At 73.8% G+C, this 25,706-nt stretch carries 21 protein-coding genes; 10 read left to right on the top strand and 11 right to left on the bottom strand.

What is annotated here, in order from left to right; all coding sequences use genetic code 11:
- Window positions 1–29 precede the first annotated feature (29 nt).
- The 5 genes from EKG83_RS29770 to EKG83_RS29750 all read left to right on the top strand — a co-directional run bounded on the left by EKG83_RS29770 (window position 30) and on the right by EKG83_RS29750 (window position 5,187).
- Window positions 30–1,334 (top strand): ABC transporter substrate-binding protein, encoded by a 1,305-nt coding sequence (locus tag EKG83_RS29770; RefSeq protein ID WP_033430197.1) that lies wholly within the window; start codon window positions 30–32, stop codon window positions 1,332–1,334.
- 78 nt (window positions 1,335–1,412) lie between these two features.
- Window positions 1,413–2,405 carry a carbohydrate ABC transporter permease gene (locus EKG83_RS29765; protein ID WP_084716284.1) on the top strand — a complete coding sequence of 331 codons (993 nt, stop codon included), beginning with the start codon at window positions 1,413–1,415 and terminating at the stop codon, window positions 2,403–2,405.
- 1 nt (window position 2,406) lies between these two features.
- A complete protein-coding gene (locus EKG83_RS29760) occupies window positions 2,407–3,279 on the top strand; it encodes a carbohydrate ABC transporter permease (RefSeq protein WP_033430196.1) in 873 nt (290 codons plus the stop codon).
- A 5-nt stretch (window positions 3,280–3,284) separates the two neighbouring features.
- On the top strand, window positions 3,285–3,962 hold the full coding sequence (locus EKG83_RS29755) for a hypothetical protein (RefSeq protein WP_051765408.1): 678 nt from the start codon (window positions 3,285–3,287) through the stop codon (window positions 3,960–3,962).
- A gap of 43 nt (window positions 3,963–4,005) precedes the next feature.
- Complete coding sequence (locus EKG83_RS29750; protein WP_033430195.1) at window positions 4,006–5,187, top strand: glycoside hydrolase family 88 protein; 1,182 nt, start codon at window positions 4,006–4,008, stop codon at window positions 5,185–5,187.
- On the opposite strand, the gene EKG83_RS29745 is transcribed toward EKG83_RS29750, so the two are convergent.
- From EKG83_RS29745 to EKG83_RS29735, 3 genes are all read right to left on the bottom strand, one after another.
- Window positions 5,178–6,485 carry an MFS transporter gene (locus tag EKG83_RS29745; RefSeq protein WP_033430194.1) on the bottom strand — a complete coding sequence of 436 codons (1,308 nt, stop codon included), beginning with the start codon at window positions 6,483–6,485 and terminating at the stop codon, window positions 5,178–5,180. The two genes, EKG83_RS29750 and EKG83_RS29745, sit on opposite strands and share 10 nt — an antisense overlap.
- A gap of 111 nt (window positions 6,486–6,596) precedes the next feature.
- The gene (locus EKG83_RS29740) at window positions 6,597–7,271 is read right to left on the bottom strand and encodes a TetR/AcrR family transcriptional regulator (protein ID WP_407690735.1); all 675 of its coding nucleotides are present in this window, start codon (window positions 7,269–7,271) and stop codon (window positions 6,597–6,599) included.
- Between the two features lie 249 nt (window positions 7,272–7,520).
- Window positions 7,521–8,426 carry a shikimate dehydrogenase gene (locus tag EKG83_RS29735; RefSeq protein ID WP_084716283.1) on the bottom strand — a complete coding sequence of 302 codons (906 nt, stop codon included), beginning with the start codon at window positions 8,424–8,426 and terminating at the stop codon, window positions 7,521–7,523.
- A gap of 170 nt (window positions 8,427–8,596) precedes the next feature.
- Here EKG83_RS29735 and EKG83_RS29730 point away from each other — a divergent pair, with 170 nt between their 5' ends.
- The 3 genes from EKG83_RS29730 (at window position 8,597) to EKG83_RS29720 (ending at window position 12,838) form a co-directional block, all read left to right on the top strand.
- Window positions 8,597–9,193: a hypothetical protein gene (locus EKG83_RS29730; protein WP_033430192.1), complete on the top strand. Its 597-nt coding sequence runs from the start codon at window positions 8,597–8,599 to the stop codon at window positions 9,191–9,193.
- On the top strand, window positions 9,180–9,905 hold the full coding sequence (locus tag EKG83_RS29725; RefSeq protein WP_033430191.1) for a hypothetical protein: 726 nt from the start codon (window positions 9,180–9,182) through the stop codon (window positions 9,903–9,905). Before EKG83_RS29730 ends, EKG83_RS29725 begins: the two co-directional genes overlap by 14 nt.
- A gap of 1,634 nt (window positions 9,906–11,539) precedes the next feature.
- The gene (locus EKG83_RS29720; RefSeq protein ID WP_228122273.1) at window positions 11,540–12,838 is read left to right on the top strand and encodes a cytochrome P450; all 1,299 of its coding nucleotides are present in this window, start codon (window positions 11,540–11,542) and stop codon (window positions 12,836–12,838) included.
- A gap of 15 nt (window positions 12,839–12,853) precedes the next feature.
- Here EKG83_RS29720 and EKG83_RS29715 read toward each other — a convergent pair whose 3' ends face one another.
- Window positions 12,854–13,843, bottom strand: a complete 990-nt coding sequence (locus EKG83_RS29715; RefSeq protein WP_033430189.1) for an inorganic phosphate transporter — start codon at window positions 13,841–13,843, stop codon at window positions 12,854–12,856.
- Window positions 13,843–14,463: a DUF47 domain-containing protein gene (locus EKG83_RS29710; protein ID WP_033430188.1), complete on the bottom strand. Its 621-nt coding sequence runs from the start codon at window positions 14,461–14,463 to the stop codon at window positions 13,843–13,845. Before EKG83_RS29710 ends, EKG83_RS29715 begins: the two co-directional genes overlap by 1 nt.
- A 215-nt stretch (window positions 14,464–14,678) precedes the next feature.
- On the opposite strand from EKG83_RS29710, the gene EKG83_RS29705 reads away from it, so the two are divergent.
- The gene (locus EKG83_RS29705; RefSeq protein WP_051765406.1) at window positions 14,679–15,104 is read left to right on the top strand and encodes a DUF6292 family protein; all 426 of its coding nucleotides are present in this window, start codon (window positions 14,679–14,681) and stop codon (window positions 15,102–15,104) included.
- 3 nt (window positions 15,105–15,107) lie between these two features.
- Here the strand turns inward: EKG83_RS29705 and EKG83_RS29700 are convergent, their stop codons facing one another.
- Both EKG83_RS29700 and EKG83_RS29695 read right to left on the bottom strand, forming a co-directional pair.
- Window positions 15,108–15,947 carry a class I SAM-dependent methyltransferase gene (locus tag EKG83_RS29700; RefSeq protein ID WP_051765455.1) on the bottom strand — a complete coding sequence of 280 codons (840 nt, stop codon included), beginning with the start codon at window positions 15,945–15,947 and terminating at the stop codon, window positions 15,108–15,110.
- A gap of 90 nt (window positions 15,948–16,037) precedes the next feature.
- Complete coding sequence (locus tag EKG83_RS29695; RefSeq protein ID WP_033430186.1) at window positions 16,038–16,619, bottom strand: XRE family transcriptional regulator; 582 nt, start codon at window positions 16,617–16,619, stop codon at window positions 16,038–16,040.
- Window positions 16,620–17,254: 635 nt separating this feature from the next.
- On the opposite strand from EKG83_RS29695, the gene EKG83_RS29690 reads away from it, so the two are divergent.
- Window positions 17,255–19,453 (top strand): rhamnogalacturonan lyase family protein, encoded by a 2,199-nt coding sequence (locus tag EKG83_RS29690; protein WP_228122272.1) that lies wholly within the window; start codon window positions 17,255–17,257, stop codon window positions 19,451–19,453.
- A gap of 67 nt (window positions 19,454–19,520) precedes the next feature.
- On the opposite strand, the gene EKG83_RS29685 is transcribed toward EKG83_RS29690, so the two are convergent.
- Genes EKG83_RS29685 through EKG83_RS29670 form a run of 4 tightly spaced genes read right to left on the bottom strand, consistent with a single transcriptional unit; the run spans window position 19,521 to window position 25,705 of the window.
- A complete protein-coding gene (locus EKG83_RS29685; RefSeq protein WP_228122271.1) occupies window positions 19,521–20,180 on the bottom strand; it encodes a flavin reductase family protein in 660 nt (219 codons plus the stop codon).
- Between the two features lie 25 nt (window positions 20,181–20,205).
- Window positions 20,206–21,525: an ATP-grasp domain-containing protein gene (locus tag EKG83_RS29680; protein WP_051765404.1), complete on the bottom strand. Its 1,320-nt coding sequence runs from the start codon at window positions 21,523–21,525 to the stop codon at window positions 20,206–20,208.
- Window positions 21,522–24,653: a non-ribosomal peptide synthetase gene (locus EKG83_RS29675; protein ID WP_153278532.1), complete on the bottom strand. Its 3,132-nt coding sequence runs from the start codon at window positions 24,651–24,653 to the stop codon at window positions 21,522–21,524. The genes EKG83_RS29680 and EKG83_RS29675 overlap by 4 nt, the downstream gene beginning before the upstream one ends.
- A complete protein-coding gene (locus EKG83_RS29670; RefSeq protein WP_033430185.1) occupies window positions 24,653–25,705 on the bottom strand; it encodes a MupA/Atu3671 family FMN-dependent luciferase-like monooxygenase in 1,053 nt (350 codons plus the stop codon). Before EKG83_RS29670 ends, EKG83_RS29675 begins: the two co-directional genes overlap by 1 nt.
- Between the last annotated feature and the right edge of the window lies 1 nt (window position 25,706).

Raw genomic sequence — 25,706 nt, 5'->3', positions numbered from 1 at the left:
CCCGTGGCTCGACCAGGAAGTGGAGGACCATGCGACACCGGCACCCCGGGCGGACCGCCATCACGGCCGCCGTCACCGCCCTCGCGCTCACCGCCACCGCGTGCGGCGGCGACGAGGCCGCCGACAGCGGCGGCCCGGTCACCCTGACGATGAGCGCGTGGAGCCTGAACTCCACGCCCGAGTTCACGAAGCTCGCCGAGGCGTTCCACGAGCGCAACCCCGACGTGGAGGTGGAGTTCAAGGAGTACGACGCCACCAACTACGACACCCAGCTGACCGCCGACCTGGCCGCCGGCAGCGGGCCCGACGTCTTCGTGCTCAAGAACCTGAAGAACTTCTTCACCTACCAGAGCGGCGAGCAGCTGCTGGACGTGTCCGACGTCGCGCACGGCCTCGGCGACGGCGTCAACGGCCTGGGCGACTACGAAGTGGACGGTGTCACCTACGCCGTGCCCTACCGGCAGGACTCCTGGTACCTCTACTACAACAAGGACCTGTTCGCGACCGCCGGCGTGACCCCGCCCGACGCCACCTGGACGTGGGCGCAGTACGAGCGGGCCGTGGCCGACCTCACCGCGGGCCTCAAGGCGGCGGGTTCCCCGGCCAAGGCGGCCTACCAGCACGTCTGGCAGTCCACCGTGCAGGGCCTGGCGCTGGCCCAGACCCCCGGCGCGGACCTGGACAGCGGCGACTACGGCTACCTCGCGCCCTACTACCGGCGCGCCCTGGCGCAGCAGGAGGCCGGCGCGCAGGTGGACTACGGCACGGCCACCACCAACACCCTCCAGTACCAGGCGCAGTTCGGCACCCAGCAGGCCGCGACGATGCTGATGGGCAGCTGGTACGTCGCCACCCTGATCGCCCAGCAGAAGTCCGGCGACGCCCAGTCCTTCCAGTGGGGCTTCGCCCCCGCGCCGCAGCGGGACGGCGGGACCGGGGACAAGCCCGTCACCTTCGGCGACCCCACCGGCCTCGGCATCAACGCCGCCATCGACGAGGGCGAGGTGGCCGCGGCCAAGGAGTTCCTGGCGTTCGTCGCGGGGGAGGGCGGCGCCACCGCGCTGGCCTCCATCGGCATCACGCCCGCCACGCTCACCGAGCCGGTGGCGCAGGCGTACTTCGCGGTCCAGGGCGTGCCGGCCGACGAGCTGTCCCGGTTCGCCTTCACCACGCACGACACCCGCGCGGAGAACCCCGTCTCGCCGGAGACCGCCGCGCTGCAGAACATCCTCCAGGAGACGCACTCGGCGATCATGTCCGGCAGCACGCCGGTGGACGAGGCACTGGGCCGGGCCGGCGCCCGGGCGCGCAGCGAGGTCCTCGGGTCCCGGTGACCCCTCCGGGGCGCGGGCCCGATGCCGCCGGGCCCGCGCCCACCCACGTCCACCGAACAACGCGGGAGCACAGTGCCGATGAGCACCACTACGGTCGGCGGGCCGCGCGAGACCGGGCCGCGCGGCACCGGATCGCACCGCACCGGGACGCACCGCACCGGGCCACGCCGTGCCGGGTCGCGCGGCGCCGGGGGAGACCGCGGCAAGCGGTGGCACCGGTCCCTCCAGGGCGTCTCCTTCGTCCTGCCGAACTTCCTCGGCTTCGGCCTGCTCACCCTGGGCCCGGTCGTCGCGCTGTTCTACCTCTCCTTCACCAACTGGAACGTCTTCGGCACCGCCCGCTGGGTCGGCCTGGACAACTTCACCCGCCTGGCCCGGGACGCGAGCTTCCACCGCGCGCTGCTCAACACCCTGTACTACTCCGCGCTGCACATCCCGCTCACCCTCGCGCTGTCGCTGGCCCTGGCCCTGCTGCTCGACCGCGGCCTGCGCGGCGCGGCGTTCTTCCGCACCGCGGCGTTCTTCCCCTACGTCACCTCCATCGTGGCCATCGCGATCGCGTGGAACCTGCTGTTCAGCAAGGACGCGGGCCCGGTCAACCAGGTCTTGGGGCTGTTCGGGGTGGACGACCCGCCCGGCTGGACCGCGTCGTCGGACTGGGCCATGCCCGCGGTGATCCTGGTCGGCGTCTGGCGCGAGATGGGCTACTACATGCTGCTGTTCCTGGCCGGGTTGCAGACCGTGCCGCCGGAGCTGCACGAGGCGGCGCGCATCGACGGGGCGGGCGCCTGGCAGCGCTTCCGCAACGTGACCCTGCCGTGCCTGCGCCCCACGACGTTCTTCGTCACGGTCATGCTCACCATCGGCAGCTTCAAGGTCTTCGACCTGATCCTGGTGATGACCAACGGCGGGCCGGGGCAGTCGACGCTGGTGCTGTCCCAGTACATCTACCAGAAGGGCCTGGTGGAGAACCGGTTCGGCTACGCCTCGGCGGTCTCCGTCGTGCTGTTCGGGCTCTGCATGGCGGTCACGGCCGTGCAGTTCGCCGTCAACCGCAGGAGGGAGGACTGAGATGACCGTGCCGCGGACCACGCCCGAGCCCACCGCGCCGCCACCCGCACGACGGCGGGCCCGACCCGGCCGGATCGCCGGCCACGCCGTGCTGGTGGTGGCGGCGGCCGCGCTGCTGCTGCCGTTCTTCTGGATGGTCTCCTCGTCGCTGAAGGCGGACAACGCCGTGTTCGCCATCCCGGTGAGCTGGTTCCCGGACTCGCCGCGGTGGGCGAACTACGCCGAGATCTGGCGCGTCTCGGACCTGCTGGGGTGGTTGAAGAACACGGTGTTCCTGTCGGTGGTCGTCACCGCGCTGCAACTGCTCACCGGCAGCTTCGCCGCCTACGGGTTCGCCAAGGCCCGCTTCCCCGGCCGCAACCTGCTGTTCGTGCTCTACATCGGCACGATCGCGGTGCCCTGGCAGGCATACATGATCCCGCAGTTCATCCTGATGTCCGAGGTCGGGCTGACCGACACGCCCTGGGCGGTGATCGCCCTCCAGGCGTTCGGCGCGTTCGGCGTGTTCCTGATGCGGCAGTACTACGCCACCATCCCCGACGAGCTGTGCGAGGCCGCCCGCGTCGACGGCCTCAGCGAGTACGGCATCTACCTGCGGATCGTGCTGCCGCTGTCCGTGCCCGCCCTGGCGAGCCTGGCGCTGCTGACCTTCGTCACCACCTGGAACGACTACCTCGGGCCGCTGATCTACCTGCGGGACCCGGACCTGTGGACCGTCCAGCTCGGGCTCAAGTCGTTCGTCAGCGAGTACAACGCCGAGCACGCGCTGATCATGACCGGCTCGGTGCTGTCCGTGCTGCCCGTCGCGGTGGTGTTCCTGCTCGGCCAGCGGTACTTCGTCCAGGGCATCGCGACCAGCGGGATGAAGGGCTGACCGCCGTGACCCACCAGACCTATGACCGGATCTTCGGCACCGCCTACGCGCTGCTGGTCACCGGTGCGCTCACCGCGGGCGCGAGCGCGCCGTTCCTGGCCGTCCTGCTGTTCACCCCGGTCGCGACGAGCTGGCCGCTGCTGGTGCTCACGGCACCGTCCCTGGGCCCGGCCGTCTGCGCCGCGCACGCCGTGTGCGCGGCCACCGCCTGGGACGGGGGCGCGCCGGTCGTGCGGGGATTCCTGCGCGCCTGGCGCCGGCACGCCCGCCGGGCCCTGGCCGTGTCCGGTGCCGCGACCGCCGCCCTGGTGGTCCTGGCCGTGGACGTCCGCGCCTTCTGGGGCACGCCCGCGGGCGCCGTCGCGACCCCGGTGCTCGCGGTGCTGGCCGTGCTCACCGCCGCGACCGCGCTGGTGGCGCTGACGGGCGTGGTCGAGCACCCCGACGTGCCGGTCCGGCGCCTGGCCGGGGCCTGCCTGTTCCTGGCCGTCCGCCGCCCCCACCTCACCCTGGTGTCGCTGGCGGCGCTGTGGGTGCTGGCGGCGGCCGTCGCCGCGCTGCCCGTCGTGGCGCTCGCCCTGCTCACCGGCCCGGTGCTGCACGTGGTCTGGGTGAGCGGCCACGCGGCGCTGCGGCCGCTGCGCGCCGGGGAGCACGACCCGCGACCCGTCGCGGTGCGCTGAGAACCCGCGTTCCCCGTCCCGCCACCCGTCCCGAGGGAGAACCATGTCCGCGGAAGCAGAGCGCGCCGCAACCACCACCGACGTCCTGACCGCGGCCTGGGACGCCGCCGCGGCGACCGTGCGCGGCAACGTCGCCGAGTTCGCCCACTGGTACCCCGACGACACGACCACCGGCGGCACCTACCGGCCGCGCACCCCGCGCGCCGGTTGCCCCGAGGGCGCCAACGCGGGCTGGACCACCGGCTTCTGGCCGGGGATGCTGTGGCTGGTCTGGGAGGCCACCGGCGACGACACCGTGCTGCGCGCCGCCGAGCGGCAGGTCGACAGCTTCGAGGACCGCGTCCTGCGGGGCGTCGACCTGGACACCCACGACCTGGGCTTCCTCTACACCCTGTCCTGCGTGACCCCGTGGCGGCTGCGGGGCCACCAACGCGCCCGCGACGCCGCCCTCCGGGCCGCCGACCACCTCATGACCCGGTTCCTGGAGCCCGCGGGCATCGTCCAGGCGTGGGGCGACCTGGCCGACCCGCTCCAGCGCGGCCGCACCATCATCGACAGCCTGATGAACCTGCCGCTGCTGTACTGGGCGGCCGGGGTCACCGGCGACCCCGCACCCCGCCGGGCCGCCGTCCGCCACACCGAGCAGTTGCGGCGGCACGTGATCCGCCCGGACGGCACCACCTTCCACACCTACTACTGGGACCCCGAGACCGGCGAACCGCTCCGCGGCGCGACCGAGCAGGGCCACCAGGACGGCTCCTGCTGGGCACGCGGCCAGGCGTGGGGCGTCTACGGGTTCGCCCTCGGCTACCGCCACGCGCGGCAGGAGCCGTTCCTCGACGCGGCCCGGCGCTGCGCCGACCACTTCCTGTCCCGCCTGCCCGACGACCGCGTCGCCTACTGGGACCTGGTGTTCACCGACGGCAGCGGCGAGGAGCGCGACTCCTCGGCCGCCGCCATCGCCGCGTGCGGCCTCTACGAGCTGGCCGACCACCTCGACGGGCGGGCCGCGCCGCACTACCGCGCCGCCGCCGACGCCATCCTGACCAGCCTGGCCACCTCCTACTCGACCGCGCACGACCGGACGTCCAACGCCCTGCTGCTGCACGGGGTCTACGACAAGCCCAAGCTCGTCGGGGTCGACGAGGGGACCCTGTGGGGCGACTACTTCTACCTGGAGGCCCTGTCCCGCCGCCTGCACCCGCACCGGCGCGGCTACTGGTGAGCGGCGGCCCGGACGCCCAGGTCCTCGGTGGGCACCCGGGACGTCTCCCGGCCGGTCGCCACCGCGACGACGTTGACCGCGCAGAACCCGGCGGTGAGCACCGCGACCGGCACCCACCCGGTGCTCCCCGTCCCGGCGACGGCGGCGGCGGTGGTGGGCGCGAAACCGGCGACGGCGAAACCGACCTGGGTGCCGATCGCCGTGCCGGACAGCCGGACCCCGGCGGGGAACATCTCGCCGTAGAACGCGGGCCAGGTGCCGTTGGCGGCGCTGTAGACGACGCCGAACAGGAGCACGCCCACCAGGAAGATCAGCGGGTAGTCGCCGGCGGCGACGGCGGCGAGGTAGGCGAAGATCAACGCGGCGCACCCGGCCGAGCCCGCGATGAACACGGGTTTGCGGCCCACCCGGTCCGCCAGCGTCGCCCACAGGGGGAGCGCGACCAGCGCCACGGCGTTGGCCGCCACGCCGACCCACAGCACGGCCGACCGGTCGAGCCCGGCGGTGTTCACCGCGTAGCTGAGCGCGTAGACGGTGAAGATGGTGCTCACCGAGGCGACGGGCGCGGCCGCCACCACCCGCAGGACGTCGCGCCAGTGCTCCCGGAACAGCACGGCGACCGGCAGGCGGGCCACCCCGCCGGCGGCCTTCTGCCGTTCGAACACCGGCGTCTCGCCGAGCCGGCGCCGGATGGCGTAACCCGCCACGACGACCAGGGCGCCGGCCCAGAACGGCACCCGCCAGCCCCACGACAGCAGGGCGTCCTCGGGCAGCGCGGCCACGGGCAGGAACACCGCGGTGGCGAGGATCTGGCCGGCCTGGGTGCCGCTGAGCGTGAAGCTCGTGTAGTAGGCGCGGCGGTGCGCCGGGGCGTGTTCGAGCGTCATCGAGTTCGCGCCGGCCTGCTCACCGGCCGCCGAGAGGCCCTGGAGCAGCCGCAGCAGCACCAGCAGGACCGGGGCGAGCACGCCGGCCCGGTCGTAGCCCGGCAGGCAGCCGACGAGGAAGGTGGCCACGCCCATCAGCAGCAGCGTGGACACCAGGACCCGCTTGCGCCCGAGGCGGTCGCCCACGTGGCCGAGCAGGAACGCGCCGACCGGCCGCGCCACGTAGCCGACGCCGAAGGTCGCCACGGACAGCAGGGTGCCGGTGGCCGGGTCCGACGCCGGGAAGAACACCTTGCCGAACACCAGCGCCGCGGCGGTGCCGTAGATGAAGAAGTCGTAGTACTCCAGGGCGCTGCCGATCCAGGCCGCGACCGCGGCCTGCCGGGGCTTGCCCGCTCGTTGCGTGGTCACCGGCGTGCTCCTCGGGGGTGCTCCTGGTGGCGCGGGACAGCGGTCGAGCACGAACGAACTGGATGGTTAATCAGAGTCGGGTGACCGCGGTCGCCCTGTCAAGGGCGTCGATCAGCGGGCGGCCAGGTGCGCCAGGACGAGGTCGCCGAGCAGCGCGCGGTAGTGGTCGCGCCGGGCCGGGTCGAGCATGTCGCGCTGGAAGATCGCGTGGAACGTGTGCCGGTTCGCGGTGCGGAACACGCAGAACGCGCTGATCACCATGTGCACGTCGAGCGGGTCGGCGTCGGCGCGGAAGACCCCCGCCTCCCGGCCCCGGTCCAGGATGCGGGCCAGCACGTCGACCGCGGGGGTGGCCAGGCCGGACAGCACGGGGGAGCGGGCGATGTGCTCGGCGCGGTCGATGTTCTCGATGCTGACCAGCCGGACGAAGTCCGGGTGCGACTCGTGGTGGTCGAAGGTCAGCTCGGCCAGCCGCCGGATCGCGTCGACCGGGTCGAGGTGGTCGACGTCCAGCTCCTGCTCGACGGCCCGGATGCCGGTGTAGGCGCGCTCCAGCACCGCGATGTAGAGCTGCTCCTTGTTGCCGAAGTAGTAGTAGATCATCCGCTTGGTGGTGCTCGTCCGCGCGGCGATCTCGTCGACCCGGGCGCCCGCGTAGCCCTTGTCCGCGAACTCGGAGGTGGCGACGTCGAGGATGTCGGCGCGGGTCCGGTCGGGGTCCCGGGTCCGGTCCGGCGCGTCGGCGGGCACTCGTGCCGGGACGGCACCGGGGACCTGTGCGGCCAACGACTCGCCCCTCCCGGACAGCGGACCTGTGCCGCCACTTTAGCGGTGGCGGCGCCGGTGGGAAGCCCGGAACGCGCCCCCGGTGCGCCTGTCCGGCACGCCCGGCGACGAGCCGGCCGCCGACCGGGTTCGTCCACATCGGACGGAACGGGCGCGGCGAGTTCGTCCGCTTCCGCGCGCACGTACCGGGCTCGCTGGTGTTCTTCGAGGTGGTCCGGCGCATCGGCGGCCACCGGGGCTGCGGCGCGGTCAACCCGCCGGCGCGGCCGACCCGTCCCGGACGAGCGCCGCGAAGTGGCGCAGCATCCGGCCCGGGTCGGGTTCGCGCCCGGTGAAGAGCCGGAACGCCGCCGCGGCCTGGAAGACCACCATGCCACCGCCGCCGAGGACCCGGCAGCCCCGCTGGCGCGCGGTCACCAGCAGCTCGGTGTCCAGCGGCCGGTACACCACGTCGACCACCCACAGCGGCGGTGCGAGCAGGGCGGCGGGCAGCGGCAGGCCCGGGTAGGCGGCCATCCCGACCGGTGTGGCGTTGACCAGGCCGTCCGCGTCGTGCAACGCGCGTGCCAGTGCATCGTGACCGTCGTCGAGGGGCCCGGCCACGGCGTGGTCCCGGCCGAAGCGGTCGCGCAGCGAGCCGGCCAGCGCGTGGCCGCGGGTCGGGTCGACGTCGAAGACGTGCACGGTGCCGGTGCCCGCGGTCAGCAGGGCGTGGGCGGCCGCCGCCCCGGCACCGCCGGCGCCGAGGAGGACCACCCGGTCGAGCGCGGCATCGGGCAGGCCCAGGGCGAGGTTGCGGGCGAAGCCGAAGAGGTCGGTGTTGTGGCCGATCGCCTCGCCGCCGGTGAAGACCACGGTGTTGACCGCGCGCAGGGCGGCGGCCTCGGGGGAGAGGGCGTCGAGGTGGTCCAGGACGACCTGCTTGCACGGGTGGGTGATGTTGAGGCCGTCGTAGCCGGTCAGCCGCGCGGCGGTGACGAGGTCGCCGACCGCGTCGGCCGGGAGGCCCAGGGTGGTCAGGTCGAGCGTGCGGTAGAGGCAGCGCAGGCCCAGTTCGTCGGCCTCGCGCTCGTGCAGGGCGGGGCTCAACGAGGTGCCGATGCCCGAGCCGACCAGGCCGACCAGACAACGGTCGCCGTCGCGCAGTGCCGCCACAGCCCCTACCCGTCCGCTTTGAACGTACCGGGTGGTTACTTCTACTCCGTTCGGCTCGTCCCGGGAAGACCCCGTCGCCGGCGCACCCCGGCCGTCCCCCTGATGGGCTAGGGGGATGATTCCGGGGGAACCCGGTTGACCGCCGTTCGGCCCAGTCCTAGCTTCGGCCCATGGCGCTTCCCCGATGGCTCGCCTGCTGCGCGCTGGTCGCCGCCACCGGCTGCCTGCCCCCGTCCGACCCGTGCACGACCTGCGACAAGGGCTTGCGGGACAACGGGTACGCGACCGGCGCGACCACCGGGATGGCCGCGCTCGGCCGGCACTTCGCGTCGGTCGACGAGCTGGCCGGGTGGTACTCGGAGGTCTGGACGTGCGACCCGGCGCGGCTCAAGCGGGTCACCCCGCACGACGTCCGGTTCCACCTCGCCCCGGGCATGGCGGACGCGATCGCCGAGGTCGCGGTCTGCGAGGACGGCTACGGCGACGTGCTCGGCACCCTCAAGCCGGGCGGCGGCGCCGACTTCCAGGCCGCCTACCAGCGCGACCTCGCCCGCGACCCCGCGCTGTGGTACCGCAGGTCGCACCGCCTGATGATGGGCAACGGGTTCTTCCTGTTCAACATCACCTTCGGGGAGACGGCCTCCTACGGGCTCGCCTTCCTGCGCTGCGACGCGGGGGCGGAGATCGTCTTCGAGCGCGAGGAGTTCCCCGCGGACGTGCCCGGTTGCTTCTTCCTGCGCGAGGAGTACGGCCATGCGGAGTTCTGACCTCCGAATCCCCGCGGCGCTGGTCGCCGCCGTCGCCCTGGTGTCCGGGTGCGGCATCAGCACCATCGTCACCGTCGGGCAGGCGTCCGACAACCTCAAGGACGTCCCGGTCATCGAGCGGGTCCCCAACATCTGCCGCGTGCTGGCCGAGCAGGTCCCGCAGGTCGTCGGCCCCCGACCGCCCGGGCCGGCGCCCGCGGAGGAGTCGCTGGGCAGCCACACCTGCCGGTGGCCGGCGGCCACCACCCCGCTCGGCGCGGAGGTGGTCGTGGACGTGGCGGTCGACGACCGCCCCGCCGAGGCGACCGCGCGGACCCGGTTCCACGACTTCGTCGACCAGCGCAGGAACGCCGAGGCCGGGCGGGTGTTCGGGTTGATCCCGTACGGGGACAACCAGGCGTGCGTGCAGGCGTGGAACACCGCCGACCTCCAGTACCTCGGGGTGATGAAGGAGGCCAACGTCACCACGACGGTGTCGATCCAGACCAGGGACACCGCGGCGCCCGGGGACCTGGCCGGCCTCGCCGCCGACGTGAACGGTCCGCTCAGGACGGTGCTGCGCGCCGTCGACGCCGCGGTCAACCGGGCGCCGATGGTCTTCAAGGACCCCAGCGGCGACCTGCCGAGGAAGCTCTCGCCCGAGGAGCGCGAGGTGGCGCCGGAGTGGGACGCCTACGTCTGCCGCGACGAGCTCGCGCCGCCGGTGTTCTGACGGTCGGCCGCCGTTGAGCGGGAGGTCGCGGCGCTGCTGCCGTCCGCGCGTGCGCCGGATTTCGGCCTCCGCGTTCACCGGACCCGCCGTCGTCGTGCGCTGCGCGGCCACCGGCCTGCGCCGGGGACGGGACGGCACCCACCGGCCGGTGCGGTTGTTCGCCGCGGTCTCGCACCCCGCCGTCGCCGAGCGGGTCGTGCCGCCCGCGCCGCGGCCTGGCGGCTCAGCCTGGCCCGGGCCACCGCGTGAACTCCCCGCGGGGGGCGGTCGCCGCGCGCGCCCTGCCCCGGTGCGCGCGGCGACCGCCCTGTTCAGGAGTGGTCCCGCCCGGCCGGTCGCGTCCCGGGGCACCACGACGGCCAGGACCGCACACCGTGGCACGGGCCGCCGTCCGCGGTGAAATCGTCCCGCCCCCGAAGGGGTGACGGGGGCGCGAACTTCACCCGACCAGGTCCACACGTCCCCCGAGGACCGGGCCGGCGGTTGCGCTTGGGCCCGTCCACTCCATCGACACCACGCGGGCGTTGCCGCCGGCGCGCTGGACGGCCGGCACGTCGCGCGCGGACAGGGGCGTGCCGGTGCCCGTTCCTGCCCACCGGGCTCCCGGTGCGGGCCGGCGACGCCATGCTCGGTCGCGGTGCGTCACCCGGCTACCAGCCTGCTGGTGCCGCCGCGCGCACCGCACAACCGGGCAGGCGCTCATGGGGGTAGCGCCGACCGCCCTCGCGGGCAGACCCCGACCCGGCCGCAGACCTCAGCCGGTCGTCCCGGGGCCGCACGACCGGCAGGCGGTCGAGGAACCCGACGAGCGCGTCCACCACGACGATCAGGCTCTCCGGCTGGACGTGGCCGCGGCAGCGCCACCGGGTGCCACCCGGCCGCGGTCGACGGCGGCCGGCTCACCAGTGGTGATCTTGACCCCGCCCGCCTCGATGTCCTCTTCCGCCATGCGCCCTTATCGCCCGTCGACCTCGACCGGACGCCGTCGAAGATCTTCTTCAGCGCCTCTTCCTGTTCCTCGCAGCCCTGCGCGGTGCCCCGGGGCTCGTCCACACCGGACTGCCGGCCGTCCTGCACGTCCTCGACGAACAGGCCGACCACACCCCGAGCTTGAGGAAGCGACCGTCCTGCCCGGACGGTCGGGAGGGCGGCGGTCGGGCCCGCCCTGGGGCATCGAAAACACCGGGGGCGCCGCCTCGCCGGCGGTGGCGTTGCACAGCTCCTCTGTGGACAGTCGCGCCCGGAAGCGCTCGAACCGGGCGACGAGCTGGTCGAACTCGGCCGACCTGGCGGCGCCCGGCGCGCGGGGAGGCGAAACGGACGGACGGGCACCGGTGAGCGATCACCGGCACACCCGGTACTCCGAGCGCCGAATTCCAGACGAAATGGAATTTCGCATACTACTCAATTTCCATCAGCATTGAAAGTTGTTCACAAGCCGGTGGTGGCTGTGCATGATGAGGAGGGCGTTCGCAGGACACGGCTCGAATCGTTGGAGGGAACCATGAAGCACCTTCGCCACGTCGCCGCTCGCCTGCTGGGGAAGACCCGGATGGGCGGTTTCTACGTGTACTGGGCCATCGCCGAGTGAACGAACGCCGGGGCGGGCCCGCGCCCGCCCCGGCCTTGGTGTCGTGGGGGAACCGTTGACCAGCACCGGGGTGCGACCGCCGGGTCCGGCGGGGCGTTGGCTCGTCGGCAACACGATCGACTACGACCGCGACCGGATGGGTTTCCTCCGGCGCTGCCACGACGAGTACGGCGACGTCTTCTCGTTCGACGAGCACACGATCGTGGTCCGCGACCCGGACCTCGTGCACGACCTGTTCGCCCGCACCAACGACGACTTCTCCAGTGAGAGCTCCGCGGTCGCCACCGGTTTCGACGCCCGGCGCAGCGCGGACGACGCGCAGGTGTGGATGAGCGCGCGGCGCTCGGGCTGGCGCGGCCTCAACCGCGCCGCGGCCACCGCGCACACCACCCGGCTGGGCGCCCTGTTCGAGCGCACGCTGGCCGAGGCGGGCGACCGGCCGGTGGACGTGCTGGAGCTGATGAAGTCCTACTCGGGGCGGGCCGCCGCGGACTTCTGCCTCGGCGCCGACGCCGACGGCGTGCCGGAGGTCGTCGCGGAGAACGCCGCGGCGATCGAACCGCTCTCCGGCAGCTCCCAGCTGTTCCCCGAGTGGTTCCCGTCCCGGAAGATCAAGCGCTTCCGCCTCGCGCGCAAGGCCACCCTGGACGCCATCACCGAGCGCATCCACCGCAGGCGCTCGGCCCCCGCGCCGGACGAGCCGCGCGACCTGCTCGACGTCCTGCTGGCCGCGCGCGACCCCGAGCTGACCGAGCTCCAGGTCCAGCGCCTGCTCCGCGGCATCCTGCTCGCCGCCTACGGCGTCCCGGCGGCGTCGATGACGTGGCTGGTCCGCACCCTCGCCACCCGACCCGACCTGTGGGAGCGGGTGGCGGCCGAGTCGGCGGCCTGGGACGGCGAGGACCAGCCGCCCCTGTCGGCGCTGCCCCAGGCCGAGGCCGTGGTCAAGGAGGTCCTGCGGCTCTGGCCGCCGACCTGGCTGATGGGCCGCACCGCGATCCGGCCGACCTCGCTGGGGCGGTGGGCGCTGGAGCCGGGCGACCAGGTGATGTTCAGCCCGTACCTGCTGCACCGCGACCCGCGGTGGTGGCCGGACGCGGACGTGCTCGACCCGGACCGCTGGCTGGCCAACCGGACCCCGCGCAAGCACTCCTACCTGCCCTTCGGCGCCGGGCCGCGGGTGTGCGTCGGCACGCAGCTGGGCGTGGTCCAGCTGACCCTGGGCGCGTTCTGGCTGACCCGCGGGTACCGGGTGTCCGCCCCGGGCGCGGACCGGTCCGCGCCCGAGTTCCACAACCTGCTGGTGCCGAAGGGCTTCCGGGCGGCCTTCAGCCGGGCGTGAGGCCCGGGGGAGTCCTCACAGGAGCGTCACCACGCCGTAGGTGGCCGCGGCGACGACGGCCGAACCGGGCAGGGTGAGGACCCAGCCCTTGGCGATGTCGGCGGCCACCGACCAGCGCACGGCGGAGCGGCGGGTGGTCGCGCCCACGCCCATCACCGCGGAGGTGATCACGTGCGTGGTGGAGATCGGCGCGTGGAACGCGAACGCGGTCAGGTACAGCACCGAGGACGCGGACAGCTCGGCGGCGAAGCCGTGCGGCGGGGTCAGGTGGAAGATGCGCCTGCCCAGGGTGCGCATGATCCGCAGGCCGCCCGAGTAGGTGCCCGCCGCCAGCGCCAGCGCGCACGCCACGATCACCCAGACCGGCACGGAGTAGTCGTCCTGGTGCCCGGTGACCACCAGGGCCAGGACGATGATGCCCATGCTCTTCTGCGCGTCCTGCAGGCCGTGCCCCAGCGCCAGGCTGGCCGCCGAGACCACCTGGGCGCGGCGCATCAGCCGGCCGGTCCGGTGGGCGTTGGCGTTGCGGAAGATCCACATGATCGCGGTCATCACCAGGTAGCCGAGCACCAGGCCGACCACGGGGGAGACCACCATCGGGATGACGACCTTCTTCAGCACGCCCGACCAGTGCACCGTGGTGACCGAGGCCAGCGCGGCACCGACCAGGCCGCCCACCAGCGCGTGCGAGGACGACGACGGCAGGCCGAAGTACCAGGTGAGCAGGTTCCACGCGATGGCGCCGACCAGGGCGGCCGTGACCACGTGCAGGGCGTCCTCGCCGACCGGGGTGTCGATGAGCCCCGAGGCGATGGTCACCGCGACGCCGGTGCCCAGCAGCGCGCCGATCAGGTTCATCACCGCGGCCAGCGCCAGCGCGGCGCGCAGGGTGAGCGCCCGGGTGGACACCGCGCTGGCGATGGCGTTGGCCGCGTCGTGGAAGCCGTTGGTGAAGTCGAACGCCAGGGCGAGCACCACCACCAGCACCAAACCGGTGCCGAGCATCAGGATTCCTTGACCGCGATCGAGTGCACGGCGTCGGCCACGTGCTCGAACGCGTCGGCGGCGGCCTCCAGCTCCTCCACGACGTCCTTGAGCTTCATGACCTCCAGGGCGTCGAACCGCCCGTTGAACAGCTCCGAGAGCAGCCGCCGGTAGACCTGGTCGGCCTCGTTCTCCAGCTCGTTGACCTCGACCCAGTACGCGGTCAGCCCCTGCGGCTCGGCCAGGTGCGGCATCGCCTCGGCGGTGAGCCGGGCCGCCCGGCACAGCAGGTCCACCTGCGCGTCGACGCCCCGGGGCAGCTCGCCCACCCGGTAGAGGGTCGCCAGGTCGACCGCGGCGTCCATGTGGTCCACCACGTCGTCCAGCCTCGCGGCCAGGCGGTAGATGTCCTCCCGGTCGAACGGGGTGACGAACGACCGGTCGAGGTGCTCGATGATCGCGTGCGTGGCCTCGTCGCCGGCGTGCTCCAGCTCGTGCATGCGCGCGGCCAGCTCGGGCCGCCGCTCGGCGGGTGCGCGCATGAACTCGCGCAGCACCTCCACGCTGGCGCCGATGTTCGCGCCGATCTCGGTGAACAGCTCGAAGAACTTCGCGCCCGTGGGCTTGCGGCTGATGCGCATGGTGATCAGGCGTCCTCGCCGGTGTGCATGACGTGTTTTCCTCGCGTTAGCCGTCTGGTCACGTTGGGTGGCTACCTTATCCGGCCCAGTTGATACGCCGTGATCGGATGGCCGGAGACCGACCGGAACGGTGACCTGCCCGGCTGGTTGGCGGTGGTCGGCGCCGGGTACCCGGCCGCCGGCGAGGCGGGCGCGGACTTGGCGGGGGCGGCTCGGTGGACCTGGACTTCGACGACACCATGGTGCGGGCGTTGCGCAGGTACGCGCGGTGCGTCGCCTCGGTGCTGGGGCTCGGCGACGACCGCTGGGGGCTGCGGGTCGAGCGGCCGGTGGGCGTGCGCGTGGCGCTGGGCGGCCGGGTGGCGTCCTACCCGGACCGCGACGCGGCGCTGGTGTGGGACGAGCGCCACGGCTGGTCGATCGTGGTCGAGGGCGACGGCGGGCGCGCCTCGGGTGGTGGGTGCGATGTGGACGGCGGGCGCGTCCCGGATGGCGGGCGCGACCTGGTGGTGGCGCGCCTCGGTGGCCTGGCCGTGCCGCGGCCGGACGCGGTGGCCGAGTGGGTCGCCGGGCTCGTCCACCGGTCGGTCGGGGCGGACGAGCCCCGGCGACCGGGGGAGTACGCGCTGGCGGACCGGTGAGGGTCAGCGGCGCGCGGCCCACACCGCGCGCTCGGTGCGCACCCCCAGGTCGGCGCGGCGCAGGACCGACCCGGGGCCGTCGGTGTCGAGCAGCCGGTCGAGGGCGGCCAGGTCGTCGGGGGAGAGCGCCCGGGCGGCGGCGTCGCGCAGGCGGGTCAGGCTGGTGAGCGCGTAGCGGCCGACCGCCTCGGCGCGCGCCGCCCCGAGGTCCGCGGCGACGAGGTCCACGGCGATCGTGCGCTCACCCTCGACGGTGAACCCGGCGGCGGTCAGCAGGGCGCCCCAGTCGGCGCCGCGGTGGGGCACGTGCTCGGCGTGGTGGTGCGCGAGCGAGGCGTGGCAGCGCTCCTCCAGGCCGGGCCGGTCCTCCGGGGCGTCCGCGGGCAGGAACCGGGGGAAGCCCGCCAGTTCGACCACCGCGAGCAGCCCGCCCGGTGCCAGCAGGTCGCGGACCCGGCGCAGGGCGCGCCGGGGGTCGGCCAGGTGGTGCAGCGAGGCCGAGGCCCACACCAGGTCGGGCGTACCCAGGTCGGGCCACTCCGCGTCGAGGTCGGCCGCCGCGGTGCGCACCCGGTCGGCCACCCCGGCCGCCTCGGCCTTCTCCCGCAGCCGGCGCAGGTGGTCCGGGGAGGCGTCGACGGCCGTCACCTCGACTCCGGGGAAGCGCGCGAGCAGGGCGAACGTGCCGGTGCCGGTGCCGCAGCCCAGGTCCACGGCGTGGCGCGGGGCGGTCCCGACGGGCAGCCACGCGGTGATGGAGGCGATGTGCTCGGCGAGCACTTCCGCGTCCAGGTCGAGGACGTCGGCCTGGGCGGCGGTGTGGTGCGGGGATGCGTGGTTCATGGCGCCCACGCTAGGAGCGGTGTGCGGTTTCGGCACGGGACCTCCCGGGATGCGCAAGGCGATGGCCGGCGGGGCTGCCGGACGCGCAAGTCACCGCGCCGCGCCGGCGTCCTCGCGGGTCTGGTGGCCGCGCCGGGCGTCGCGGTCGAAGATGCCCAGGACCTCGCACGGGCCGCCCTCGGCGCCCAGGGCGTGGGGGAGCATCGTGGGGAACTCCGCGGCCTGGTTGGTCTCCACCCGGAAGCGGCGGTTGCCCAGGAGCAGGACCGCGGTGCCGGAGAGCACGACCAGCCACTCGCGGCCGGGGTGGGCGCGCATCCGCGCCGGGTTGTCCGGCGGCGGGCTCACCACGCGCTGGCGCACGACCGTCATGCCGGGGTCCGCCCGGATCGGCCACCGCATCAGGCCGTGGGCCGCGTCGTGCGACGGGTTGGACACGACGTCGTCGGCGTCGGTCTCGACCAGTTGGTCGAGGGAGGTGTTCAGGGCGCGGGCGAGGATGACGAGCTGGTCCAGGGCGAGCCGGCGCTGCCCGTTCTCGATCCGGCTGAGGGTGGACTGGCTGAGCCGGGCGCGGCCGGCCAGGTCCTCCAGCGACCAGCCCTGGGCGACCCGCAGGGCACGGATCCGTTTGCGCACCAGGCTGTCCAGCTCACCATTGCTTTGCTCCATGCGCAACATCGTATGCGCGACGGGCAAGAACTGCCGGTCGGGCAGACGCTCGGGTCGCGGGTTGGATGACCTGTGGGAACGCGGTGAGCGTGCGCACCGCAGCCACGCGAGCTGGTTCACACCGGCTCCGGCACGGTAAGGGTTGAAACCTTTCACTCCATTCGGCGGTGTCGATCTGATCGGTTTCCGGCGGGGCTTTCCTGTCCTGTTCGCACGTTCGGTCGCGCTCTTCGAGCCTTCTGATCGCAACACTCCGAGGATGATCACCGGCTGCCATGGTCCAGCCAAATGAGACGAAACGGATGGGTTGAACTTGTTCAAGTATGTGACTTCCTGCACTTCAGGTAGGTTTTACCTGGGGCTTGACAGTTGACAGTTGTACGACAAGGGTTCGAAAGTTTTCGGGATGGCTGTTGACATCGGGTAGCGGCCCTGCCTACCTTCTGCTTGCCGGACGGTCGGCGAAAACGGGCGGATGGCACATCCCGGCTTTCGTTCCGAGTCGGCGCAAAAACCTCCGTGAAACACCACGCGGAGACATGGATCGCTTCTGTGGTGAATCGTTTCAAGACCCGAGCGCTCTCCCGGGCACTGTTCTGGGAGCGCTCCCAGAACCTGGAGACGGAGGAGCAACGGTGCTCTCCAATGTCCGAGTGCGCGAGGTCGCCGCCGTCACGGCGATCAGCGCACTGGCAGGCGGCCTCCTGGTCGCGGGCACGGCGTCGGCCGCGCCCGGCTGCGAGGTCGACTACGTGGTGCAGAACAAGTGGCAGGGCGGGTTCTCCGCCAACGTCACGGTCAGGAACCTGGGCGACCCGGTCGACGGGTGGCGCCTGGCGTGGACCTTCCCCGGTGCCGAGCGCTACGGCGAGGGCTGGAACGCGGTGTTCGCCGCCTCGGGCGCGAGCGTGACCGCGTCCAACGTGGACTGGAACCGGGCGATCCCGACCGGTGGCGCGGTGTCGTTCGGCTTCAACGGCACGACCAGCGGCACCGAGGTCGGCACACCCGGGTCGTTCGCGCTCAACGGCACCACCTGCACGGGCGGTGTCGATCCCACCACGACGACCACCGACCAGGGGCCCGGCCCCGAGCCGGGCGACCCCACCGGGCGCAAGCAGGTGGAGCGGCTGGACCGGGGCGTGATCAGCGTCCGGTCGGGCAGCAACAACCTGGTGAGCTGGCGGTTGCTGGCCGGCGACCCGAGGGACGTGGGGTTCAACGTCTACCGGGGCGGCACGAAGGTCAACTCCTCACCGATCACCGCCTCGACCAACTACCTCGACCCCGGCGCCCCGGCGGGCGCCTCGTACACCGTGCGGGCGGTGGTGGGCGGTGCCGAGCAGCCCGCCTCACCGGCGTCCCTGTCGTTCGGCTCGGGCTACCTGGACGTGCCGATCCAGTCGCCGGGCAGCGGTTACAGCGCCAACGACGCGAGCGTCGGCGACGCCGATGGCGACGGGCAGTACGAGATCTTCCTGAAGTGGTACCCGGACAACGCCAAGGACAACTCGCAGGCCGGTGTCACGGGCAACACCTACCTCGACGCCTATCGACTGAACGGCACCCGGCTGTGGCGCATCGACCTGGGCCGCAACATCCGCTCCGGCGCGCACTACACCCAGTTCCAGGTCTACGACTACGACGGCGACGGCCGGGCCGAGGTGGCGATGAAGACCGCCGACGGCACCCGCGACGGCCGCGGCACCGTCATCGGCAGCGCGAGCGCCGACCACCGCAACGGCGACGGCTACGTGCTGGCCGGCCCGGAGTTCCTGACCATGTTCAACGGCCTGACCGGCGCGGCCGTGTCGACGGTGAACTACGACCCGCCGCGCGGCACGGTCTCGTCCTGGGGCGACAGCTACGGCAACCGGGTCGACCGGTTCCTGGCGGGCACCGCGTACCTGGATGGCGCCCGCCCGTCGTTGATCATGGCGCGCGGCTACTACACCCGCGCGGTGATCGCGGCCTGGGACTTCCGCAACGGGCAGCTCACCAAGCGCTGGACGTTCGACTCCAACGCCTCGGGCAACAGCACCTACGCGGGCCAGGGCAACCACTCGCTGACCGTCGGTGACGTCGACCAGGACGGCCGGGACGAGATCGTCTACGGCGCCGCCGCGATCGACGACAACGGCCGCGGCCTGTGGAACACCCGGTTCGGCCACGGCGACGCCGCCCACCTGGGCGACCTCGACCCGTCGCGGCCGGGCCTGGAGTACTACAAGGTCTCGGAGAACGGCAGCCAGCCCGGCTCGTGGTTCGCCGACGCCCGCACCGGCCAGGTGCTGTGGCGGACCGCGCCCGCGGGCGACAACGGCCGCGGCGTGTCCGGTGACGTCTACGCGGGCAGCCCCGGCGCCGAGTCCTGGTCCAGCGCCGACTCCCAGATCCGCAACACCAGGGGCGAGGCGGTCGGCCGCAAGCCGTCCTCGGCGAACCACCTGATCTGGTGGGACGGCGACCCCACCCGCGAACTGCTCGACGGCACCCACGTCGACAAGTACGGCACCGGCGGCGACACCCGCCTGCTGTCCGCGTCGGGCGTGCACTCCAACAACGGCACCAAGGCCAACCCGTCGCTGACCGCGGACCTCCTGGGCGACTGGCGCGAGGAGGCCATCTGGCCCACCACGGACAACCGGGCCCTGCGCATTTACGCCACGCCGAACCAGACCGACCGGCGCATCCCGACCCTGATGCACGACACCACGTACCGGGTCGCCATCGCCTGGCAGAACACCGCCTACAACCAGCCCCCGCACCCGAGCTTCCACATCGGCAACGGCATGGCCACCCCGCCGTGGCCGGACGTCCACTACGCCGGCTGAGCCCGTGAGCCACCCGCACGTGCCCGGTGCCGCGGGGGTCCGGGCACGTGCGGGTTCCCACGGCGGACTAGCGGGTCGCTCGGTGCGCCAGGGCGTGGTAGCCGCCGCCGTGGAACAGCAGGGCGCCGGGGCCGTCGGCGCACGCGGTGGTCAGCACCTCGCCGAGGAAGATCGTGTGGTCGCCGGCCCGGTGGCGGGTGGCGAGGCGGCACTCCAGCCAGGCCGCCGCGCCGGTCAGCAGCGGTGCGTCGACGCGGGTGGCCGGGTGGTGGGGCACGCGCTCGAACTGGGCGGCGCCGCGCGGGCGGGTGCGGTCGGTGAAGTGGCGGGCCAGGTGCTCCTGGCCGGCGCCGAGGACGGACACGGCGAACTCGCCCTGCCTGGTGATCGCCTCGTGCATGTGGGCGGTGGTGGCCACGCAGCAGGCGATCAGCGGCGGGGTGAGGGAGACCGAGGTGAACGCGTTCGCGGTCATCCCGTGGCAGTGCCGGCCGCCGGTGGTGATCACCGTGACGCCGGTGGCGAACCGGCTCATGGCCGCGCGCAGGTCGGTCGGGCGCAGGTCGGTCGGGCCGTTGGTCGGGCCGTTGGTCCGGGTCGGCGGCGGCGGGTCGGGCCGCGCTGGGCCGGGTCGCGCTGAGCCGGGCAGCGCTGAGCCGGGCAGCGCTGAGCCGGGCAGCGCTGGGCCGCGGGGTAATGGGTGGTCGGGCGCGGCGTGCTCCGACATGGACCGTCCTCCTCGGCCGAAGGGCTCACGTGGCTCCGGTGACCCAGGTCAGTTCGTCGGGCGAGGTGCGCCCGGTCTCCCAGGCGAGCGAGCCCGCCGACACGGTACGGCCACCCCGTTCATCCTCGAAGGTGAACTTCAGCGCGTCCTGCACCCGCTCGACCACCCCGAACATCTCGTCGTACGACGCCGCGTCGCCGTAGAGCAGGTCGAGCTGGTTCGTGCCGACCGCGCCCTCGACCCGCTCACCGGGGTGCATCAACGCCCGGTACCCGACCACGGTCGGCAGCCCGCGCACCTCCCGCACCCCGCTGACCTCCCGGAGCACGCAGTCCCGCATCGGCGCGTTGTGGCTGTACTGGTAGCGCACCCGCGGCGACTCCACCGGCGGCACGGCGACCCGCTCGCCGAGCGCCAGCCTGCCGACGATGGTGACCAGGTCGAGCCCGCCCGCGCGGCGGCCGAGGTCGTTCATCCACGCGCCCATCCGGCCGTTCACCTCGATCAGGCGCGGGCCCGCCGGGGTCAGCTTCACCTCGGTGTGCAGCAGCCCGGTGCGCACGCCCAGCGCGGCGACCGCCCGGCCGGCCAGGGCGCGCACCGCGTCCTGCTCGTCCGGGTCGAGCTGGCACGGCCAGAACTGGCCCGCCTCCCGGAACCCGGGCACGAACGGGTACTTGCCGGTCACCGCGACGTGCGACGGGTGCCCGTCCGACACGACCGTCTCGACCGAGACGTGGTCGCCGAACGGGCGGCAGTCGCGCCCGCGCAGGTACTCCTCGACCACCAGCGCGTCCTCCGGGGCGTTGCCGCCGAGCGCGGCGCGCACGAAGTCCCGGCCCGCGTCGGCGTCGGTGACCAGCCGGGTGTTCCGGCTGCCCTGGCTGCGCGCGGGCTTGACGACGGCGGGCAGGCCGGTCACCGCGACCGCGTCGGCCCACTGGTCCGGCTCGGTGACGAGCACGCTGCGCACCGAGTCCGCGCCGCCCGCGTGCAGCAGCGCCCGCTGGGTGGCCTTGTCGGTGAGCGCCCGCGCGGCGTCCGGGCTGTGGTAGGGCAGGCCCAGTTCGTGCGCCAGGGCCGCGGTCACCCCGATCATGCCCTCGCTGAAGGTGAGGATGCCGTCCGGGGCGAGCGGGCGGACCGCGGCCAGTGCCCCGGACGGGGACGGCGGCAGGTCGAGCAGCGTGCCGACCCGGGACAGCACCGGCCGCAGCGGTTCGGTGAACCGCGAGCGGTTGACCAGGAACACCAGCTCACCGAGGCCGGACAGGCCGGAGACCAGGTCGGGCAGCAGGACCGCGCTGCGGTCGCACACGACGACGAGGCGGGGCTTGGCCGTCACCGGCGGGCTCCTTCCGCGACGATCTCGGCGAGCACGTCCCGGAACCCGTCGGCGAGCAGCCCGGCCACGCCGGGGTGCACGGTCGCGGGATCGGTCCGGACGTGCAGCTCCCAGCGGTCGGCCAGCGGCACCTGGCCGACCTCGACCACGACGCCGAAGTTCGTGCGGTCGGAGAAGAACCAGTCGCGCGGGACCGGCGCGGGCAGGTCGGCCAGCGCGTCGAAGACGTGGAATCGGGCGTAGTTGAACAGCACCGCGAACGGCACGGCGCCGACCTCGCGGCGGATCGCGGCCAGCGGGAACCGCCGGTGCGGCACGATCCGGCTCTCGGTGTCGAACACCGCGGCGGCCAGCTCCGGCCAGTCCTCCTCGTCGAGCCGGACCCGGAACGGCAGGCTGTTGAGGAACAACCCGAGCGCGTGCTCCGCGCCCGCGACCTCGGGCCGCCCGTTGAACACCACGCCGGAGACGACGTCGGTGACGCCGGTCAGCCGGGCGAGCGCGGCGAGGTGCGCGGTGAGGAAGACGCTCTTGGGCGGCACGCCGAAGGCGTTCGCGGCGCGCCGGACGCCGTCGACGAGGTCGGCGGGCAGCTCGACGTCGACGTCCGGGTCCACCGAGGGCTCGCCGCCGGCGTCCGCCCCTGGCGCGGGGAAGTCGAGCACCGGCGCGCCGGCGAGCTGGTCGGCCCAGAACCGGCGGGCCGCCTCCGACCCGCCCTCACGCAGCTCCAGGGCGACGAAGTCCCGGTAGGCGGGGCGCGGGCCCCGTGACGCCACCGCGCCGCCGGCGTAGGCCGTCAGCAGTTCGGTCATCAGCGACGCGAAGCTCCACCCGTCCAGGACCGCGTGGTGCGCGGCGACGGCCAGGTGCCACGTGCCGTCGGCGTGGCGCAGCACGTGGCACCGAGCCAGCGGCGCCGCGGTGAGGTCGAAACCGGTGCGCCACTCCTCGCGCCACCACCGCCGCAGCGCCTCCCGCGGGCTGGGCGCGGGCCCGGCGTCCCGCACGGTCAGCGGGATGGTCGCCGCGCGGCCGACGAGCTGGACGACCCCGCGGTGCCCGCCGAGGTCGAAGCGGGTGCGCAGCACCTCGTGGGCGTCCGCCAGCCCGTCCAGGGCCGCCCGCAGCGCGGGGACGTCGAGGGCGCCGGCGAGGTGCACGGCCACCAGGTCGTGGTAGACGGTGCCGTCCCGGCTCAGCTTGGCGTGGAAGATGATGCCCTGTTGCAGGGCCGATGCCGGGTAGGCGTCGACGACGTCGTCCGGCAGCGCGGCGAGGTAGTCCGCGGGCAGCGCCAGGACGGGGTCGCGCTCGTCGGCCGCGGGCGCGGGCCCGGTGGACCCCCGCTCCCGGCACAGCCGGGCCAGCTCGCGCGGCGTCTGGGCGAGGAACAGGTCCTCGACGGCGACGGGCAGGTCCGCCGCCTTGGCCTCGCCGGCGAAGCGGATGGCCAGGATCGAGTCGCCGCCGATCGAGAAGAACGCGTCGTCGGCGCCGACCGAGTCCAGCTCCAGCAGGTCGGCCCACATCGAGGCGATGGCGTGCTCGACCGGGTCGGCCGGGGCGGCGGCGGGCTCGGGCCCCGGGGTCGGCAGCGCGGTGAGCGCGGCCTTGTCGAGCTTCCCGTTCGGCGTCATCGGCAGCGCGGCCACCGCGTGGAACACGGTGGGGACCAGGTAGTCCGGCAACCGCTCCGCCAGCGCCGCCCGCACGCGCGGCCCCTGGTCGGAGTCCCCGGCCGACACCGGGGTCCAGTAGCACTCCAGGCGCGGCTCGCCCCGCCCGTTGCGGCCCAGCAGGACGACGGCGTCGCGCACGGTCGGGTCCTGCCGCAGCACCGAGGCCACCTCGCCCGGCTCGACCCGGAACCCGCGGAGCTGGACCTGGTCGTCGACCCGGCCGTGGTAGGTCAGCTCGCCGGCCTCGTCGACGGACCCCAGGTCGCCCGTGCGGTACACCCGCTCGCCGGAGGGCCCGGTGACGAACCGCGCCGCGGTCAGCTCGTCCCGGCCGAGGTAGCCGCGGGCCACGCCCGGACCCGCCACGTACATCTCGCCGACCTCGCCCGCGGGCACCGGTCGCCGCCGCTCGTCGAGGACGTGCACGCGCAGGTCCGGCAGCGGCCGGCCGATCGGGCTGCGCGTCGAGCCGAGGTCGGCGCGCCGGATGCGCCTGCTGGTCACGTGCACGGTGGTCTCGGTGATGCCGTACATGTTCACCAGCACGGGCCGGTCGTCGCCGTAGTGCGACACCCACGGCCGCAGCGAGCCGGGGCGCAGCTCCTCGCCGCCGAACACGACGAGCCGCAGCGCCGTCGCCGGGTACCCGGCGGCCGCGACCGCCGCGGACAGCCCGGCGAAGGCCGTCGGCGTCTGGTTGAGCACGGTGACGCCCTCGGCCACCAGCAGGTCGAGGAACCGCTCCGGCTCGCGGCTGGTCGCGTGCGGCACGACGACGACCCGGCCGCCGTGGAGCCGGGCGCCCCACAGCTCCCACACCGAGAAGTCGAAGGCGGGGGAGTGGAACATCGTCCAGACGTCGTGCTCGGTGAAGCCGAACCCCGGTCGGGTGACGTCGAACAGCCTGGTCACGTTCGCGTGCTCGACCACGACGCCCTTCGGCGTGCCGGTCGAGCCGGAGGTGTAGATCACGTAGGCGACGTCGTCCGCGCCGACCGGGGTCGACGGCGGGGTGGCGGGCTCGTCGGCGAGCGCCGGGTCGGCCGGGGACACGAACGCCCCGGTGCCCCGCGGCGCGTCGCCGACGAGGATCGCGCACCCGGCGTCGGCGAGCACCAGCTCCCGCCGCGCCGCCGGGTGGCGCGGGTCCAGGGGCAGGTAGCCGGCGCCCGCCTTGAGCACCCCGAGCACGGCCACCACCAGGTCGACCGACCGCTCCGCGCACACCCCGACCAGCACCCCCGGGCCCGCGCCGTGCCGGACCAGGCGGTGGGCCAGCCGGTTGGCCGCGACGTCCAGCTCCCGGTAGGTCAGCCGCCGGCGCCGGTCGTCCACCGCGACCCGGTCGGGGAACCGCGCGGCCACCGCGGCGAACCTCTCGTGCAGGCAATCCGCGCGGCCCGGGACGCGGACCCCGGTGACGCCGCCCCCGCTCGACCCGGGCATCACGCGGCGACCCCCGCGCTGAGCGCGCGCAGCGCGTCGAGCCGGGGCAGCGCGCCCAGCACCTGCTCGGCGGGCAGCCCGAAGTCGATCAGGCAGGCGATCTCGTCCACCCCGATGGCGCGCAGCCGCTCGACCACCCCGCGGCACTTGTCCACCGCGCCCAGCAGCCCGCCGTCGTCGTAGTACCGGTCGAACGAGCGCCTGACCAGGAACTCGACGTCCTTCTCCCGCAGCGACGACTGGCCCAGCTTGCGCATGCCGGCGTGCCCGGAGCTGGTGATCAGCCCGAGCGAACTGCGCAGGTAGGCCGTCAGCGGCGCGCGCACCTGCTCCTTCACCTCGGCGTCGTCGGCGCCGAGGAACGTGTGCACCATCAGCACGACGTGCCCCGGCCACCCGTCGGCGCGCCCGGCGACCGCCTTCCGGTACTCGGCGATCCTGCCCGCCAGCGCGTCGACCTCCTGGCCGAGCAGGTGGGTGAGCAGCCCGGCGCCGGCGCGCCCGGCCCGCCGGAACGTCTCCACGTCACCCCCGCTGGTCACCCACACCGGCAGCTCCGCCTGCACCGGTCGGGGGTGGACGGTCACCCGCACCTCGTTGCCCGCGCCGTCCCTGGTCCCGGCCGGCTCGCCCCGCCACAGGGCGCGCACGGCGTCGAGCTGGTCGAACAGCACGTCCTTGCGGTTGGCGTAGTTCTCCGGCCGCAGCGAGAAGTCGACCGCGTGCCAGCCCGACGCGAACGACAGGCCGACCCGGCCGTCCGAGAGGTTGTCGACCACGGCCCACTCCTCGGCGATGCGGAACGGGTGGTGCAGCGGCGCGACCACGCTGCCCGCCCGGATGCCCACCCGCTCGGTGACCGCGGCGACCGCGGCGCCCGCGACGGCGGGGTTGGGGTAGATGCCGCCGAACTCGTGGAAGTGCCGCTCCGGCGTCCACACCGCGCGGAAGCCGTGGGTGTCGGCGAACCGGGCGCCCTCCAGCAGCAGCTCGTACCGCCCGCGGCCGGGCCGCTCGTCGTCGTTGGAGAAGTAGAACAAGCTGAAGTCCATC

This window comes from Saccharothrix syringae, from assembly GCF_009498035.1.
GTDB classification, from domain to species: domain Bacteria; phylum Actinomycetota; class Actinomycetes; order Mycobacteriales; family Pseudonocardiaceae; genus Actinosynnema; species Actinosynnema syringae.
Note: the sequence above shows the minus strand (reverse complement) of the source record. Positions and strands in the feature narration are given on the sequence as shown.

Excerpts from the sequence above, each read along its gene's own strand:
- EKG83_RS29770 (WP_033430197.1), top strand. The coding sequence starts at position 30 with ATGCGACACCGGCACCCCGGGCGGACCGCCATCACGGCCGCCGTCACC.
- EKG83_RS29765 (WP_084716284.1), top strand. The coding sequence starts at position 1,413 with ATGAGCACCACTACGGTCGGCGGGCCGCGCGAGACCGGGCCGCGCGGC.
- EKG83_RS29760 (WP_033430196.1), top strand. The coding sequence starts at position 2,407 with ATGACCGTGCCGCGGACCACGCCCGAGCCCACCGCGCCGCCACCCGCA.
- EKG83_RS29750 (WP_033430195.1), top strand. The coding sequence starts at position 4,006 with ATGTCCGCGGAAGCAGAGCGCGCCGCAACCACCACCGACGTCCTGACC.
- EKG83_RS29730 (WP_033430192.1), top strand. The coding sequence starts at position 8,597 with ATGGCGCTTCCCCGATGGCTCGCCTGCTGCGCGCTGGTCGCCGCCACC.
- EKG83_RS29725 (WP_033430191.1), top strand. The coding sequence starts at position 9,180 with ATGCGGAGTTCTGACCTCCGAATCCCCGCGGCGCTGGTCGCCGCCGTC.
- EKG83_RS29715 (WP_033430189.1), bottom strand. The coding sequence starts at position 13,843 with ATGCTCGGCACCGGTTTGGTGCTGGTGGTGGTGCTCGCCCTGGCGTTC.
- EKG83_RS29710 (WP_033430188.1), bottom strand. The coding sequence starts at position 14,463 with ATGCGCATCAGCCGCAAGCCCACGGGCGCGAAGTTCTTCGAGCTGTTC.
- EKG83_RS29700 (WP_051765455.1), bottom strand. The coding sequence starts at position 15,947 with ATGAACCACGCATCCCCGCACCACACCGCCGCCCAGGCCGACGTCCTC.
- EKG83_RS29695 (WP_033430186.1), bottom strand. The coding sequence starts at position 16,619 with ATGGAGCAAAGCAATGGTGAGCTGGACAGCCTGGTGCGCAAACGGATC.
- EKG83_RS29685 (WP_228122271.1), bottom strand. The coding sequence starts at position 20,180 with ATGTCGGAGCACGCCGCGCCCGACCACCCATTACCCCGCGGCCCAGCG.
- EKG83_RS29675 (WP_153278532.1), bottom strand. The coding sequence starts at position 24,653 with ATGCCCGGGTCGAGCGGGGGCGGCGTCACCGGGGTCCGCGTCCCGGGC.
- EKG83_RS29670 (WP_033430185.1), bottom strand. The coding sequence starts at position 25,705 with ATGGACTTCAGCTTGTTCTACTTCTCCAACGACGACGAGCGGCCCGGC.